The sequence below is a fragment of the Lujinxingia sediminis genome (assembly GCF_004005565.1).
GTDB classification, from domain to species: domain Bacteria; phylum Myxococcota_A; class Bradymonadia; order Bradymonadales; family Bradymonadaceae; genus Lujinxingia; species Lujinxingia sediminis.
In genome coordinates this window covers 921,883-936,464 of sequence record NZ_SADD01000001.1, presented here as the reverse complement: position 1 = coordinate 936,464, position 14,582 = coordinate 921,883, and the positions used below count along the sequence as shown (strand labels likewise).

Annotated in this window: 14 protein-coding genes; 8 read left to right on the top strand and 6 right to left on the bottom strand. The window is 64.0% G+C overall.

Translation table 11 applies throughout. The features are described from left to right. Positions 1–4 precede the first annotated feature (4 nt). The gene (locus EA187_RS03855; protein WP_115602835.1) at positions 5–658 is read left to right on the top strand and encodes a carbonic anhydrase; all 654 of its coding nucleotides are present in this window, start codon (positions 5–7) and stop codon (positions 656–658) included. Here EA187_RS03855 and EA187_RS03850 read toward each other — a convergent pair. Next, positions 655–1,035, bottom strand: a complete 381-nt coding sequence (locus EA187_RS03850) for a hypothetical protein (RefSeq protein ID WP_115602836.1) — start codon at positions 1,033–1,035, stop codon at positions 655–657. The genes EA187_RS03855 and EA187_RS03850 overlap by 4 nt on opposite strands. Before the next feature lie 135 nt (positions 1,036–1,170). On the opposite strand from EA187_RS03850, the gene EA187_RS03845 reads away from it, so the two are divergent. The 3 genes from EA187_RS03845 to EA187_RS03835 all read left to right on the top strand — a co-directional run bounded on the left by EA187_RS03845 (position 1,171) and on the right by EA187_RS03835 (position 7,642). Continuing rightward, a complete protein-coding gene (locus EA187_RS03845) occupies positions 1,171–3,036 on the top strand; it encodes a heavy metal translocating P-type ATPase (RefSeq protein ID WP_115602837.1) in 1,866 nt (621 codons plus the stop codon). A 425-nt stretch (positions 3,037–3,461) separates the two neighbouring features. Then, complete coding sequence (locus EA187_RS03840) at positions 3,462–6,260, top strand: hypothetical protein (protein ID WP_127779234.1); 2,799 nt, start codon at positions 3,462–3,464, stop codon at positions 6,258–6,260. Positions 6,261–6,451: 191 nt separating this feature from the next. Beyond that, positions 6,452–7,642, top strand: coding sequence for a hypothetical protein (locus EA187_RS03835; protein WP_127779233.1), 1,191 nt, complete (start codon positions 6,452–6,454; stop codon positions 7,640–7,642). Here EA187_RS03835 and EA187_RS03830 read toward each other — a convergent pair. Genes EA187_RS03830 through EA187_RS03810 form a run of 5 tightly spaced genes read right to left on the bottom strand, consistent with a single transcriptional unit; the run spans position 7,639 to position 11,941 of the window. Then, the gene (locus tag EA187_RS03830; RefSeq protein WP_127779232.1) at positions 7,639–8,361 is read right to left on the bottom strand and encodes an ATP-binding cassette domain-containing protein; all 723 of its coding nucleotides are present in this window, start codon (positions 8,359–8,361) and stop codon (positions 7,639–7,641) included. The genes EA187_RS03835 and EA187_RS03830 overlap by 4 nt on opposite strands. Then, positions 8,358–9,167, bottom strand: a complete 810-nt coding sequence (locus EA187_RS03825; protein WP_206524180.1) for an ABC transporter permease — start codon at positions 9,165–9,167, stop codon at positions 8,358–8,360. Before EA187_RS03825 ends, EA187_RS03830 begins: the two co-directional genes overlap by 4 nt. Next, on the bottom strand, positions 9,164–9,988 hold the full coding sequence (modA, locus tag EA187_RS03820; RefSeq protein WP_127779231.1) for a molybdate ABC transporter substrate-binding protein: 825 nt from the start codon (positions 9,986–9,988) through the stop codon (positions 9,164–9,166). The genes EA187_RS03825 and modA overlap by 4 nt, the downstream gene beginning before the upstream one ends. Next, positions 9,989–10,798, bottom strand: a complete 810-nt coding sequence (locus EA187_RS03815; protein WP_127779230.1) for an acyl-CoA thioesterase — start codon at positions 10,796–10,798, stop codon at positions 9,989–9,991. Positions 10,799–10,834: 36 nt separating this feature from the next. Continuing rightward, positions 10,835–11,941 (bottom strand): methyltransferase domain-containing protein, encoded by a 1,107-nt coding sequence (locus tag EA187_RS03810; RefSeq protein WP_115603556.1) that lies wholly within the window; start codon positions 11,939–11,941, stop codon positions 10,835–10,837. Between EA187_RS03810 and EA187_RS21040 the strand changes: the two genes are divergently transcribed. From EA187_RS21040 to EA187_RS03795, 4 genes are all read left to right on the top strand, one after another. Further along, positions 11,909–12,571 carry a DUF4259 domain-containing protein gene (locus EA187_RS21040; RefSeq protein WP_127779229.1) on the top strand — a complete coding sequence of 221 codons (663 nt, stop codon included), beginning with the start codon at positions 11,909–11,911 and terminating at the stop codon, positions 12,569–12,571. The two genes, EA187_RS03810 and EA187_RS21040, sit on opposite strands and share 33 nt — an antisense overlap. A 50-nt stretch (positions 12,572–12,621) precedes the next feature. After that, positions 12,622–12,750: a hypothetical protein gene (locus EA187_RS20915; RefSeq protein ID WP_283808530.1), complete on the top strand. Its 129-nt coding sequence runs from the start codon at positions 12,622–12,624 to the stop codon at positions 12,748–12,750. An 81-nt stretch (positions 12,751–12,831) separates the two neighbouring features. Then, positions 12,832–13,428: a LemA family protein gene (locus EA187_RS03800; RefSeq protein WP_127779228.1), complete on the top strand. Its 597-nt coding sequence runs from the start codon at positions 12,832–12,834 to the stop codon at positions 13,426–13,428. Positions 13,429–13,498: 70 nt separating this feature from the next. After that, positions 13,499–14,575: a TPM domain-containing protein gene (locus EA187_RS03795; protein WP_127779227.1), complete on the top strand. Its 1,077-nt coding sequence runs from the start codon at positions 13,499–13,501 to the stop codon at positions 14,573–14,575. Positions 14,576–14,582 lie beyond the last annotated feature (7 nt).

Genomic DNA, 14,582 nt, shown 5'->3' with positions numbered 1-14,582 from the left:
TAGAATGAGCGACGAGACGTACCAGCGCATCTTTGAGTTGAACCGCCGCTGGGTGGAAGAACGCAACGCCGAGGACCCCACCTTCTTCGAGAAGTTGGCTCGCGAACAAAACCCCGACTTCCTCTTCATTGGCTGCGCCGACAGCCGCGTGCCCGCCTCCACCATCATGGGAGTTGAGCCCGGCGAAGTCTTTGTGACACGCAACGTCGCCAACCTGGTCGTCAACACCGACCTTAACGTCGCCTCCACCATCAACTACGCCGTCGACCACCTCAAAGTGAAACACGTCGTCGTCTGCGGCCACTACGGCTGCGGCGGCGTGATGGCGGCGATGCAGTCCAAAGACCTCGGGGTGCTCAACGGCTGGCTGCGCGAGATTCGCGACGTCTACCGCCTCCATCGAAAAGAGCTCGACGCCATTGAGGATAAAGAACAACGCTACCGCCGCCTGGTCGAGCTTAACGTGCGCGAGCAATGCCTCAACGTCATCAAGACCGCCGAAGTTCAGCGAAACTTCCTGGAGCGCGGCGCCCCCACCGTTCACGGCTGGGTCTACGACCTGTCGAGCGGCCTGCTCAAAGATCTCAACGTCAATTTCGAAGATCTTCTCAGCGAAGTCCGCGAGATCTACAGCCTGACGCCCGGCGAGCGAGGCTAAACCGCGTCATCGGCCCCGGGGAGCTTCGACTGAAACGAGACCTGCAGGCCCCCGGGGCCTGTTGCAAAATAGATCCGCTCCCCGTGCATATCCATCGGGCCTTTGGGAGAGAGACCGTTGGCCCGGGCATGATCGGCAAACGCGTCGGCGTCATCGACCAGCACCTGCAACATCGTGCCCGCCGGCATCCCCTCGCCCTCCTCCCAGATCTCCACCCAGCTCTCGCCAGCTGGAAACACGGCCCCCATAAACACCTCCGGGGCCAGGCCTACGGGGCGCTCCATCGTGCGCTCGGGCAGGCCCAACTTCCCCAGAAACTCAGCGATCGCGCGGGCCTCCGGGCTCACCGCGCAATATCGAATACCCAGAACCTTCATCTGAACTCCTCACTCCTCAGAACACAGCGTGATGGGACGACACCCGTACATACGCTAACGCTCCACACTGGCCTGTATAGCCCCGGGCCTTACTACCGGCGCGACCATCCCCGATGACCTACCCGAGAGTTTCGCGTGACCCACCAACGTAACTGGCTCAGCCAGGAAAGCATCATCGCCATCTTCACCGTGGTGGCGATCCTCACTCACCTTCTCTTTCGATTCGGGCCCGGCCCCGCATCCGTCCAGGACTGGCCCCTTTACGCAACACTGACCCTGGGCGGTATCCCCTTAATCTGGGATCTGCTCAAGCAACTTCGCCAGCTCAACTTCGGGGCCGACTGGCTCGCCGGCATCTCCATCGTCGCCTCGGTGCTGCTCGGCGAGTATCTGGCGGGCAGTATCGTGGTCCTGATGCTCTCCGGGGGTGAAGCGCTGGAACGCTACGCCGCAGGCCGCGCCTCGTCGGTTCTTGAAGCCCTGGCCGCGCGCATGCCCAACCTCGCACACCGACGTCAGGACGACGCGATGGTCGACATCGAACTCAGCGAGATCGCCGTAGGGGATCTTCTGGTCGTCCTCCCCCACGAGCCCAGCCCCACCGATGGCGAAGTCGTTGAGGGGCACGGTGCCATGGACGAGTCCTTTCTCACCGGTGAGCCCTACATGATCTCGAAGGCCCCCGGTGCAGAGGTGATCTCGGGAGCCATCAACGGGGAGCACGCCCTGACCATCCGCGTGACACGCCTTCCCGAAGACTCGCGTTATGCCCGCATCATGAAGGTGATGCAGGATTCCGAGCAGCGCCGCCCTCGCCTGCGCCGGCTGGCCGACCAGCTCGGCGCCTATTACACCCCGCTGGCCGTGGCCATGGGCCTTGCCGCCTGGGCCCTCAGCGGCGACCCGGTGCGTTTTCTCGCCGTTGTGATCGTCGCCACCCCCTGCCCCCTGCTCATTGGCATCCCGGTGGCCTTGATTGGCTCGATCTCACTGGCGGCCAAACGCGGCATCATCATCAAAGATCCCCGCGTGCTGGAGCGCGCCTCGCGCTGCACCACGCTCATCATCGACAAAACCGGCACCCTCACTGTGGGGGAACCCGAACTCACCGACGTTGTTGTTCGCGGCGAACTCAGTGAACATGAGGTCATCGAACTGACGGCCTCATTGGAGCACTATTCGCGGCATCCCCTGGCCAAGGCGATCATCCGCGCCAGCGACGCCCGGGGGCTTGCGCCCCGCTTCGCCTCCGAGGTCAGCGAGCCTCCCGGACAGGGGCTCACCGGTAAGGTGGACGGCCGCGACATCGTCGTCACCAGCCGCAGCAAGCTCGCAAAACACAATCACCCCGACCTCCACGCCATCCCGCCTGTCGAGTCTGGACTGGAGTGCGTGATCCTGGTCGACGACCGCTACCAGGCCACCCTTCGTTTCCACGATGCCCCCCGCCACGATGGGCGCCCCTTCATTCAGCACCTCAAGCCGCGCCATGGCTTCAACGAAGTACTCCTGGTCAGTGGCGACCGGGAGCGCGAAGTCGCCTACCTGGCCAACCTCATGGGCATTGAACGCACCTACGCCGAGCAGAGTCCGGAGGACAAAGTCGAGATTGTGCGAAAGGAAAGCGAATCGACACAGACGCTCTTCGTCGGCGACGGCGTTAACGACGCACCGGCGATGGCCACTGCGACGGTCGGCGTCGCCTTCGGCCAGGCCCACGAGGTCACCTCGGAAGCCGCCGGCGCGGTGCTGCTAGAGCCCACCCTCACCCACCTCGACGAACTCCTGCACATCTCCGCACGCATGCGTCGCGTCGCCCTGCAGAGTGCGGTGGGCGGCATCGCACTGAGCATGATCGGCATGGGCTTTGCCGCCTTCGGCATGCTTCCCCCCATCGCCGGTGCCCTGGCTCAGGAGGGCATCGATCTGCTCGCAGTGATCAACGCCCTGCGCACCTCCCGCCAGGGCGGGCCGCTCTCCGACATTCATACCGAGAGATGAATTCGAGAGGCGCCTCCCTGGCGATGTCGGGTCCCATATCGCCAGCCGCCCCCCTCGCCCCCCGGACGGCGCCCTTCAGCACACCCGTTTCGGCCGGTGTCGGTATCGCCGGCTCCACAACCTCAGGTCGGGACGGGTGCTTGCGACAGGTCGGAGGACGCGGTGGAGTACACTTACCCACCGGTTAGGACTCTAAACCCCACCCCGACTAAACCCCTGGAATTGCACTCTTTTTCAAAACCTTTTGCACTCCCCCCTCAGATAAGATTCCTTGCTCCCATAACCCGCACCACCGCGCCACGCGGCGATTGTCGCCGCGTGGGCAGTGTTTCCCCCTTCGCCGTTACGCATCGTAACAGGCCCTGGCGGAGCCATGCCCGGGGCGCCGGTGCACAACATCTGCATACCGCAGAAGGAGCAACTGTATGAATGTCTTGTTTAAGCGCTCACCTGCCCTGCTCGCCGCAGGCCTCCTGGCCTGCACGGCGATGGCCTGTGGCGACGCCACAGACACCTCCCCCGACGAGAGCAGCACCCCGGCTCAAGCCGATCAGGCGCTGGAGGCGGTCGCTGCGCCCGCCCCGCTTAGCATCGGCGAACGCGGCAACCTCGATGAGCTCAGCCGGCTGATCGCCGATGCCGACGTCCGCGCGCTCAACGAGGCGCTCCCGGCGCTTTATGCTACGCGCGGCCCGGTCCAGCTCGTCACCCAGGGGCCGATCATCGATTACGCCGACGCCCGCGAGCCGGTCTACATCCGCCACCCCAACAGCCCCGATCTGCACCTGATGATCGCCGCCGGCGCCGAGATTCAGCTCAAGCTGCGCGACACCTCAGGCCGCCTCCACGAGATCGCCCATGTGCTCGAAGAGGTCGAAGGCGGCCTGGCCGAGCTACGCATCCTTGCCACCGACCTGCCGGCCGCTGGCACGCTCTTGCTCGGCACCGCCGACACCGACCTGGAAGCGCTCGGCGACGACGTCTTCGCCCTGGCCGTGCTGGACGAACCGATGAGCTGCGAGGGGGCCGAGCGCGAATGCGCCTCCGGTGATCTCGCTTGCATGATCCAGGCACACAGCAGCTGCATCACCTCGAGCTTCGACGCCTTGCCAGCCCTTCACGAAGACGCATCACCGGCCGAGCTGATCACCAGCTACATCGCCGATCGCAGCGTCTTCGGCGCGCTGCGCGTCGACTCTTTCGATGAAAACCGCGGCACGGTCACCCTGCAGTTGTCCAACCGGGTGCGCCCGGAGCGGGCCGTGATGATCCTGGAAGACGGCAGTCAAAAGCCGCTGGAGTTTGAACAGACCGGCGACTTCACCGTGCGGGTTAACGCTCCTGAGGAGGGCTTCGGCCCCGACACCCTCATCGCCTTACAGGCCCCCGGCGGCGGCATCGAAGACACCGGCGTTGTCATCGCGCCGATCTTCGGGTGGAGCTTTCCCGACAAGACCTGGCAAGTCTCCGGGTGTCTGAAGTTCCAGAACCAGGCTGAGCTGAGCGCCACCACCACCGAGGAGATCCTGCACGATATTGACGTGCGCGTCGCCACCAGCGTCGACGGCTTCTTTTTCAGGCCCTGGGCCGCCACGCGTACCAACGCCAACGGCTGCTTCAATGCCAAGAAGAAGTTCACCGGGATGTTCGCAGGCGCAAAACGCCGTATTCGCATTCAGTACCGGCTTAAGGATGGAGACTTCGCAGCCTGGAACACCTTCTCCGCCGACGGCATCCTCCGTCAGGGGTACTCGGTGATCAAAAAGACCCACAAGCTGGCGCACGCCCCATCGGGCCATACCATGGGCTGGATGCTCATTGCTCCCGGTCAGCCTGATGCGCTCGGTGACGCCGATCATCGGCGCCGCGCGGTGGCCTTCGACGCCATGCGTCGCATCGATCAGGTCTCCGGCGCACAAAACGACTGGCTGCGCTTTCATGGTCCGGTCTTCTTCAACTACCCGGTCCCCTTTAACAAGGTGGGCATTGTGCCGCCAAACCCGGCCAACGTGCTCGCCCCCATCAACCCCTTCCCCATTGCGCACCGGGTCTTCCTCTCGGAGGATTCCTGGACGTTTGAAACCGCCGTCCACGAGATCGCTCACGCCTGGCACTACAAACATAAGAGCGGCAACATCCCCAACGTCGTCACCAGCCTCATCGACGGATGGAATACCCACAACTGCCAGGAAGACACCAACGTCGCCTTCCTCGAAGGCTTCGCCGAGTACTTCGCTCACGAGGCCCTCTGCGGCGCCATCTTCGACTCCGGAGCGTGTAGTGAGAGTGAGCAGCACTACTATGAGAGCCCTCTGAGCCTGCATGGTCTCTACCAGGACTACGACAACACCTGCGCTTCCGAAAGCCAGCCGCCGCTGAACTCACCCTACCGCGTGATCCGCCATGACGACGGCGTCACCCACGGGCTGAAGTTGTTGACCGCCAACAACTTCTACCGCCGCAACTTCACGAGCAGCGGCCAGACCGCCAACGTCCACTCCTCGATCAACCTCCCTGCCGAGTGCTACTGGGGCACGACCGACTACGACTTCTGGGATCTGCTCTGGGCCTTTAAAGCCGACCCGGACAAGGGATTTGGCGACCACTTCTCCATCGCGCCGGGCAACGATCTTGTGGACTTCATGCAGCGCTTTGCTGCCATCCACGACACCCACGCCCACTTCCTGAATCAGCGCTTGCCCTTCCTCAACCCGCTTCACGGGAGCAACCCCAGCCAGAGCTGCTTTAAGCGCTGCACGCAGCCTGCGGTGATGGCCGACGGCCAACTTCAGAGCGCCACCCCGGCCAATAACCACTGCGAGGTGATCGGAGCGCCCTCATGGGTCGACGTCAGCGTCAGCGAACGCAACTGGTTCACCGAGACCTCGCCAATCTGCCCAGTGGGCACCTGGGACACCGAAAACTGCCACGTGCTCACCCCGCACCCGGACGTCTCTCCCTTCATCTGGCAGGGACACCTCTACACCACGGCGCTCCCCGGTGGCGTCTGCCCCGACGGTTGGTTTGATGAAGAGAACTGCCAGATTGCCCAGCCCGTGCCCGGTCATCAGCCCTTTATCTGGGATGGCAAGCTCTACTTCACCGCACAGTACTCATGCCCGATCGGGGAGAAAATCAATGACGACCTCTGCCTGATCGGCACCACCCCGCCCGGCACCACCGCGGCGGTCACCGGAAACAACATGCTCAGCTACTTCGAGTGATGGTGATCAGGCGCTAATCGCACCTGAGCACTGCTCGAAAGCCCGGGCCCTCGCATCGATGAGGGCCCGGGCTTTTTTGCGCGCCCTGACCGGGGCTGCCGCCTCTCCTTCCCCACAAAGACTGCACTTGCGTTCAGCGCGCATCCTCGCCATAGTCACGCCACCTGACGACGCTGAACAAGGAGGCCGACGTGGTCGCTGGCACCCAGACTGAGACACCTCGCACACCCTACAAACTCTGGTTCGACGCCGCGCTCGTCGACGAGATCGCCGCGCTCCTGCACGCCACGCGCGACGATTTCGACCGCGCGCTCTTTCGCCGGGAAGCCACCCGCGGGCTCGACACGCTCGAGTTCAAAGATCGCACCCTGCACATCGCCGACGCCATGGCTCTGGCGATGCCCTGGCCCACCGCCGAGCGCATGCAGACGCTTATCGCCGCGCTGCCGCCGGAGCTTCCCGATGACGAGGGTGTCACCGAGAAAGGCTACCGCTTCTGGCCCTTTGGCGAGTTCATCGCCCGCCAGGGGCTCGACGACGTCGACGCGAGCTTTGAGGCGATGGTGGAGCTCACCAAACGCTTCACCTCCGAGTTTGCGATTCGGCCCTTTCTGGCGGCCGACCTCCACGGCGCGCTCGACCGACTCGAAGCCCTCGTCGACCACCCCAACCTTCATGTACGGCGCTGGGTCAGTGAGGGCACGCGCACCCGCCTTCCCTGGGCCAGAGGGGTGCCCGGGCTCAAAAAGGCTCAGCCCCGACGCCTGAGGCTGCTCGAAGTGCTGCGCCATGATCCGGAGCGCTACGTACAGCGCTCGGTGGCCAACCACCTCCAGGACATCGTCAAAGACGACCTCCCCACAGGGCTCGACACTCTGGAGCGCTGGGCGACCGACGGCGAGTCCAACTCGAGCGAAGGCGACCTCCTGTGGGTCGTGCGCCATGCCGCCCGCGGCCAGCTCAAGGCCGGCCATCCCCGTGCGCTGCGCATCTTCGGTTTTGAGCCCGGTGTGGTGGGCATTGGGCAATTCACCCTCTCGCACGACGAGCTTCGCGCCGGCGACACGCTCACGCTCGCGTTAACTCTGAACAACCCCACCGACCGGTCCATCGACGTGCGGGTGGACTACGCGCTCAGCGGTCCCACAAAGAGCGGGCGCGCCTTCTCGAAGGTCTTTCGCTGGAGCGACCTGGAGCTCAAGCCCGGCCAGTCGCAGACCCTGGAGACGACCCACAGCTTCGCCCACCGCAGCACTCGCAAGGTGTATACGGGGCTGCATCGCCTGGAGGCCCGCGTCAATGGCGTCCCCTCGCAGAGTCGCGAGTTATGGCTGGAGGGACTGGAGGGCAACGATCCAAACGCCCTCAAAAACACCCCTTAAACCCCTGAAAACTCAGCAATAAATGCCGAAGACGGAGTCTCACCGAGCGCCTTCAGATCCCCGCTCTGCACGATGCGCCCCTCCTCCATCGCCACGACCCGGGCTCCCATGGCGGCCACATCACGCCAGTCGTGCGTGACGATAATCGTGGGCACCTTGAGTTCCACAATCGCCTCACTGAGACGAGCACGCAGCCGACGCCTCGCGATGGCGTCCAGCGCTGAGAGGGGCTCATCGAGCAGCAACACATCAGGGCGGGCGGCCAGCGCCCTTACCATCGCCACCCGCTGCGCCTCACCTCCGGAGAGAGCCCCCACGCGGCGCTCCGCAAGTGAGGCGGCCCCCCAGCGATCAAGCCAATGCAGGGCCTCGGCGCGTTTCCCCTCCCGACCGCCGGCACCATCGCGCAAACCAAACGCCACATTCTCCCACACCCGCATCGTCTCAAAGAGGCTCGGCCCCTGGGGCACATACCCCACGCGCCGCGCCGCCGGCGAGAGCGCTACTCCCTTGCGCGTATCCACCCACGCGCGCCCCTGCCACGCCACTCGCCCCTCATCGGGCAGAAGACCGCCGGCCAAGAGTTTGAGCACCGTACTCTTCCCCGCACCGTTGGGCCCTATGAGCGCCACCGGCCGCTCGCCGAGCTCAAAGTCGACATCGAGTTCCAGCGCTCCGAGGCGATGACGCAACTCCACCTGCAGCCTGCGCTCGTTCATGGCCGCCCCCCGACGCGCACAACACCGCCGAGTCCCAGCCTCAACGTGAGCAAAAGCACCGTGGCGATCGCAGCCAGAGCCAGCGCAAAGGTGACCGCCAGGCCGACATCGCGCTCCAGAGCCGCATAAATCGCTATCGGCATCGTCTGCGTGACGCCCTGCAGACTTCCGGCAAAGATCAGTGTGGCACCAAACTCCCCGAGCGCCCGCGCCCAGGCAAGCGACGCCCCGGCGACAAGCCCGGGCAGTGCTGCTGGCACCGCCACCTTCCAGATCGCCTCCGTGCGTGATGCTCCCAGGGTCTGAGCCACCAGCAGCTGCTCTTCGCGAACCGAGCGAAACGCGGTCGCCGCCGCCTGCACAAAAAATGGCGCCGCCACGACCACCTGTGCCACCACCACTGCGGCACTGGTGAAAGGTAAACTCACCCCAACGCTCTCCAACACACCTCCCAGAAGTCCACGACGCCCGTAGGCCATCAACAACCCCACCCCCACCACCGCCGGAGGCAGCACCAGCGGAAGATCCACCAGCACTTCGACCAGCCGGGCCCCACGTGAGCGTGAGCGTGCCAGCCACCACCCCAGCGGAAGCCCCCCGACCACCACAAGCGCCAGACTCAGCAATGACGTGCGCAGGCTCAACATAAGCGCCGGCGCAAAGCGCGCATCGCGCACACCCGCCAGAAGCTCTGCCGGAGACATAGCAAGCGCAAGCGCTACCAGTGGCAAAACCAGTGCCCCGAGCAACCCCAGCGCAGCGACGCGCCCCAACCCAACCTCCAGCCAGCCCGGCTCATGGCTCACAGCACATCTCGCTCAAAGCCATGCTCGCGCAGCACCTCGTTCCCCTGAGCCGACATCGTCAGCGCCACGAAGTCCTCAACCCGCGCGCGCCGCGCCCCCTTAAGCTGGCTCGCCAGGCCCAGCCCATAGCTCGCGCGCACCTGAAACGCCTCGGGGATCGCCACCACCTCAACGCCTTCGAAGTTCAAGGCATCGCTTCGATACACAAAGGCCGCATCGGCCTCACCGAGCTCAACCTTCGCGCGGACCTGGCGCACGTTCCGCTCCCGCGACACGATGCGCTGCCGAAGCTCCGCGGCCAGCCCGGGGTTGGCGACGGCGACCCGCTCGAACATCATCTCGGTATAACTTCCCACAGGAACCTCCGGCCCCCCGACCACCAGACGCTGTGCCCGAACAAGGTCCTCAAAACGCGAAATCTCAAGGGGGTTTCCCCCCTCCACAATCCCGACAAGCGCGTTGCTCGCGAAGTGTCGCTCATCGTCCAGGTGCCCCGTCTCCACCAGCGCCTGGAGATGCCTCATATTTGCGCTCACAAACACATCGGCAGGCGCGCCCTCTTCGATCTGCAGTCTCAACGTCTGACTGCCGGCGGCGCTTATCACCACATCAACGCCCGGATTTGAAGTTTCATACCTCGCCTCAAACGCCTCAAAGACCTCCGTCAACGACGATGCCACAAAGATCTGCAGCGGCGCGGACTCCGGCGCCTCATGCCCCCGATCACACCCGCAGAACATCGCCAACAGCACCAGCGCCACAAACATCGTGACACCCTGCCGGGCGTTCCTGTGGCGTTTGAGACGATCCGCTGAGTTCATTTATCCACCGAAGATCGCCACAAGCTGCAACGCCTGTCCCAGACAACGACCGTCGGCGCTGTAGACCGCCGCGCGCTCCTCGGAGAACCCGCCCACCGCACGCTCCGAACGCGCCGTCACAAGGTAGAAATCGTCCGCTGCGGCACCTTCAAGCGGCAGGCGCTCGTTGATCACCACCTGCCAGGACACCGTCGCCGCCGGAGCCGGACTGGTCATCCGCGTGATCACCGCCGGGGGCCACATATCCAAAAGACCAATGAGCTGGGCGGCATCCAGCGGTCCCGGCGCATCTTTGAGACGACACCACCCGCCAAGCTCCGCCTCATCATGCCCGGTATAAGGAATCGCCCCGTGGCAGAACTTATATTCGTAGTACTTCGCAAATTTCGGAAAGAGCGGGCTCTCCGGCGCCGTCGGCACCTCGGCCGCCGGGGGCACCTCGGGCATCGCGCGCTGCTCAAAATCCGAGCCCGAGCTTCGCTCTTTTGCAAAGGTTCCAATCGCCACCATCCGCGCCTGGCCCTCCTGCACGATTCGGGACTCCGCGCAGATCACCGACGATCCTCGGCGCACCACATCCACATGTACCTCAAAGGGCTCCTCGGTCACCGGCGCGCAGAAGTTCACCGCCAGCGCTCGCAGCGCGAAGTGCGGCGCTTCGAGGTGGCGCTCCATCGCGCGAACCATCGCCGCCCCGCTCACCCCACCAAAGGCTCCCCGCCCCTGATACCAGCTGCGATCGATCTGCCCGTGGAAGATGCCCTCTTCATCGCGCGTCAGCGCGATGGCGTCGCTATAACTCTGACTCATTCCGTCCTCACTCTATGTAGGGTCACCGAACGTCGTTCAGCAACAGCTCGTCTTCGGGGCACTGATCGTCGCACCCACAGCAGTGCTCTCGACCTCACGGCCCGCATACTGCGCTGCCGCCATCGTCGGATCACAGGCAAAGGCACCGTAGTGGGTCTGACGGCATCCCCGCACATCAAAGAACTCTGCAAAACGCGTCGACTTCAGCATCGCCGCGGTATTGCCGCAGACCCGCTCCGGCCGCCCGGCCTCAAAGGCATGATGGTCGTCAAGCCAGAAGAGACGCTCCGCTCCTTCAACTCCGCCGCGATAGGTCGCCGACTGCCCGTAGTCCTCACACTGCGCATCAAGCCCATCGAGCTTAAAGAGGCGGTAGGTCACCGACACAAAACTCGCCAGGCCCACCTTCGCCATAATCTCGGGGTTGTTGATGGTGATCGGCGAGGTCGAGACGATACGTGGGTCGGCAAACCCGGTGACTTTGGCAAGGGTTTCAAAGTCGAACTGGTAGAGCGCCCCACCCAGGCACTCCGCGTGCAGGAGCGGATCATTGGCGATGTCTTCGGGAAGTCGTCGATCGACGAACACATCACTGAAATAGAGTTCACCACCGGGCTTAAGCGCCCGATACGCCTCCGCCAGCACCAGATCTTTGCGGGGACTCAAGTTCACCACGCAGTTCGACACGATCACGTCGACCGACGCATCCTCGATACCCGCGCCCTTGAGGTCTTCGATGTAGCCCTGCACAAAGGACGTATTGGCCTGTGCATAACCAAAACGCTCCGCGTGCCAGCCCTCGGTCTTCCTCGCTGTGGCGAGCTGCTCTTCGGTCATGTCCAGGCCGATCACGCGGCCCTGCTCACCAACGAGCTGCGCGATGACATACGCGTCGCGACCGGTGCCGCATCCCAGGTCGAGCACCGTAGCCCCCTCAACGGCCTGCGGAATGGGAAAACCACAGCCGTAAAAGCGCTCGCTGACCTCGGGGTGCACATGCTGCAAACGCGAGGCGATCCAGCCAGCCGGCGCCCCGGCCGCGCAGCACGCATTGGTCTGAAGATCCTCAGAGCTCTCAAGGAGTTTGCCATAATAGTCTTTGACCCATTCATGGGTGGACGCACCCTGCGGAACCTTACTCATCTTCTGCTCCTCGATGTTGCTCGTCATGGTCAGAGCCTCACTACCGGGGGCTCATCTCCTTTACCGGGGCGGAAGGTACCTCGCACCGACTTGCTTCGCCAGCAAAGCCCCCAATGGCATTGCTCAGAAGACAGCCCTGCGTGTAGAAGCAATCAACAAGGCAAAACACTCCGTCAACGCGATCTCGATCTTCACACTGAGGACATCATGGGCGCCTGGGGCCACGAACCTTTCTCAAATGACCACGCCATGGACTGGCTCCACGAGATGCTCGATGCCGAGGATGATGAGCCGCTGATCGAAGCCCTTGGCGAGATCGCCGGCGCCGAGCCTGACGAATACCTCGACGCCGACCTGGGAAGCATCGCGTTGGCGGCCGCCGCGCTGATCGCCGCGCTCGGCGGCTCTGCCCTCACGCAACTTCCCGAAGCGCTGGTTGAGTGGATCGACGACCAGGACGGCGAGGTCATTACCGAGCTCTACGAGAAACACGCTCCGGTGGCCCGGGCCGCGGTGGTGCGCGTGCGCGTCAATTCGGAACTCGCCGAACTCTGGGAGGAAAGCGACGATGCCCGGGCCTGGCTGCAAGGCCTTGATGAGCTTGAGGCAGCGCTCTCGCGGGCGAAATGAGTGCCCGGCAACCCTTGAGGGGGAGGAGCAAAGGCGCGGTTCACGGCACGATGCGCACCCGCAACGCCGCTGGCAAAGAGTATCATTTCGCCTTCTGCGACCTCTACGAGTTACGCGGTGAGAGCGACCCGCAAGTTGCGAAGCTCAAAGCCTTTGTGCTTCCCTTAAACGACGCATGACTCGACCTACGATATGCGGCGCCCGTTCCCCCCGACAGGTTGCGGGCGCTGCACACGATGACCTGATGAGGCCCCACAACGATGCGTTCTACGCCAGATCCCACCATCGACTACGATGACGTTGACGACATCATCGCCACCGCTGAGCGTTTGCGCGAGAAGGCCCGGAACGAGCTCACTCTGGACGAGATGCGCGAGGTCGGAGCCGAAGTTGGCATCCCGGCGGAGTATATCGATCGAGCCCACCAGAAGTTGCAGGAGGTCCGGCGCGCTGAAACCATCGCCGCGATCCGCCAGAAAAACCGCAGGCGGCGGCTGCTTTCCATCGCCGGTGGCATCCTCCTTGTCATCGTGGTGGCCGGTGCAGTGAGCTACCGCACCACGACCTCACGCCTGAGCGAACTCTACGCAGAAGTCGAGCGCCATCAGGCCGAGGTTGCCAACGTCAAAGCGCGGCAACAGGCCGTCGAGGCTCACTACCGCGACCTACCCGACTCCATCGACAAGCAGGCCGAACTCATCGGCGCGGAGAACCGCGTGCACGTGGCCACCCAGCGCTTCCATGAGGCGGCGGCTCGATACAACAGCGCGGTGCGCCTGCCTCCGGCGTCGCTCATCACCGGTGGGAATCTTCCGAAGACGGTGAAGCTCAGCCACGGCACCGCCCGCACTGACTAGCCGCCTGATCAGAGTGTCGAACCTCCCCGTGCTCGATCACTGAATCGCTCCGCTCGCTACCGGCCCGCCCATGCTCGCACTTCGATTCATTGTTCTGGTCTCGACGCTGCTTCTCCCCACGCTCGCCAGCGCCATGGGCCCCGAGGAGGTCCCCAACCCTCGCCATACCGGCGGGTGGGTCACCGACGAAGCGGACCTTCTGAACGACGCACAGACGGCCCGCATCAACAACGTGCTCACGGAGCTCGAGGCGCAAACCGGCGTGGAGGTCGCGGTCGTCACTGTGAACTCCGTCGACTCCCCTACGCCCAAAGACTTCACCACCGAGCTCTTCAATCTCTGGGGCGTAGGGAAAGCCGGGAGCGACAACGGTCTTCTTATCGTCCTCGTCACAGATGAGCGCCGCCTGGAGATGGAGACGGGCTACGGCCTGGAGGCCACCCTCACCGACGGCTGGCTCAAAGTGATGCAGGAGCGCGATATGGTGCCTCATTTTCGCCGGGGCGACTTCGGCACAGGCCTCGGCGCAGGCATCACCGCCGTCGATAAGCGCCTGCGCGCAGCTACCGAAGCCCCCTCGCACTCGTCTCCCGCCGAATCGTCTTCAACATCCTCACGTCGGGGCTCGGCCCCGATGCTGCCTCCCTGTGGATGGATTCTGGGTTTGGGCGGCCTTGCCTTCTTCCTCCTCCGTCGCAAATGGCTAAAAACCTGCCCGCAATGCAAAGACACCATGCGCATCCTCCGGGAAGACGAAGACGACGCCTACCTCAACGCGGGCCAGCTCACAGAAGAAGCCGTCGCGTCCGTTAACTACGAAGTCTTCGAATGCGCGTCATGCGGTGTGCAGCGCATTCACGCCAACTCACGCTGGTTTAGCGGGTACGCCCGCTGCCCGGAATGCAGCAATCGAACCCTGGCGTCGGAGTCCACCGTCACGCGCAAGCCGACCTACACGTCCACCGGCAAAAAACGCGTCACAGTCACCTGCGCGCATTGCTCCCACACCCGCACCTATACCGCGACGATTCCCAGACGAACCCGTACCCAATCCTCGTCTTCCGGCGGGGGATTCTCCAGCGGCGGAGGCGGGGGCAGCTTTGGTGGCGGAAGCTCCGGCGGAGGCGGCGCCGGCTCCAGCTGGTAGGTGAGCC

What these genes read in the sequence shown, in the direction of transcription:
- EA187_RS03855 (WP_115602835.1), top strand. Translation starts at nt 5, where the DNA reads ATGAGCGACGAGACGTACCAGCGCATCTTTGAGTTGAACCGCCGCTGG.
- EA187_RS03850 (WP_115602836.1), bottom strand. Translation starts at nt 1,035, where the DNA reads ATGAAGGTTCTGGGTATTCGATATTGCGCGGTGAGCCCGGAGGCCCGC.
- EA187_RS03840 (WP_127779234.1), top strand. Translation starts at nt 3,462, where the DNA reads ATGAATGTCTTGTTTAAGCGCTCACCTGCCCTGCTCGCCGCAGGCCTC.
- EA187_RS03830 (WP_127779232.1), bottom strand. Translation starts at nt 8,361, where the DNA reads ATGAACGAGCGCAGGCTGCAGGTGGAGTTGCGTCATCGCCTCGGAGCG.
- modA (WP_127779231.1), bottom strand. Translation starts at nt 9,988, where the DNA reads ATGAACTCAGCGGATCGTCTCAAACGCCACAGGAACGCCCGGCAGGGT.
- EA187_RS03815 (WP_127779230.1), bottom strand. Translation starts at nt 10,798, where the DNA reads ATGAGTCAGAGTTATAGCGACGCCATCGCGCTGACGCGCGATGAAGAG.
- EA187_RS21040 (WP_127779229.1), top strand. Translation starts at nt 11,909, where the DNA reads ATGGGTGGACGCACCCTGCGGAACCTTACTCATCTTCTGCTCCTCGAT.
- EA187_RS03810 (WP_115603556.1), bottom strand. Translation starts at nt 11,941, where the DNA reads ATGAGTAAGGTTCCGCAGGGTGCGTCCACCCATGAATGGGTCAAAGAC.
- EA187_RS20915 (WP_283808530.1), top strand. Translation starts at nt 12,622, where the DNA reads ATGCGCACCCGCAACGCCGCTGGCAAAGAGTATCATTTCGCCTTCTGC.
- EA187_RS03800 (WP_127779228.1), top strand. Translation starts at nt 12,832, where the DNA reads ATGCGTTCTACGCCAGATCCCACCATCGACTACGATGACGTTGACGAC.
- EA187_RS03795 (WP_127779227.1), top strand. Translation starts at nt 13,499, where the DNA reads ATGCTCGCACTTCGATTCATTGTTCTGGTCTCGACGCTGCTTCTCCCC.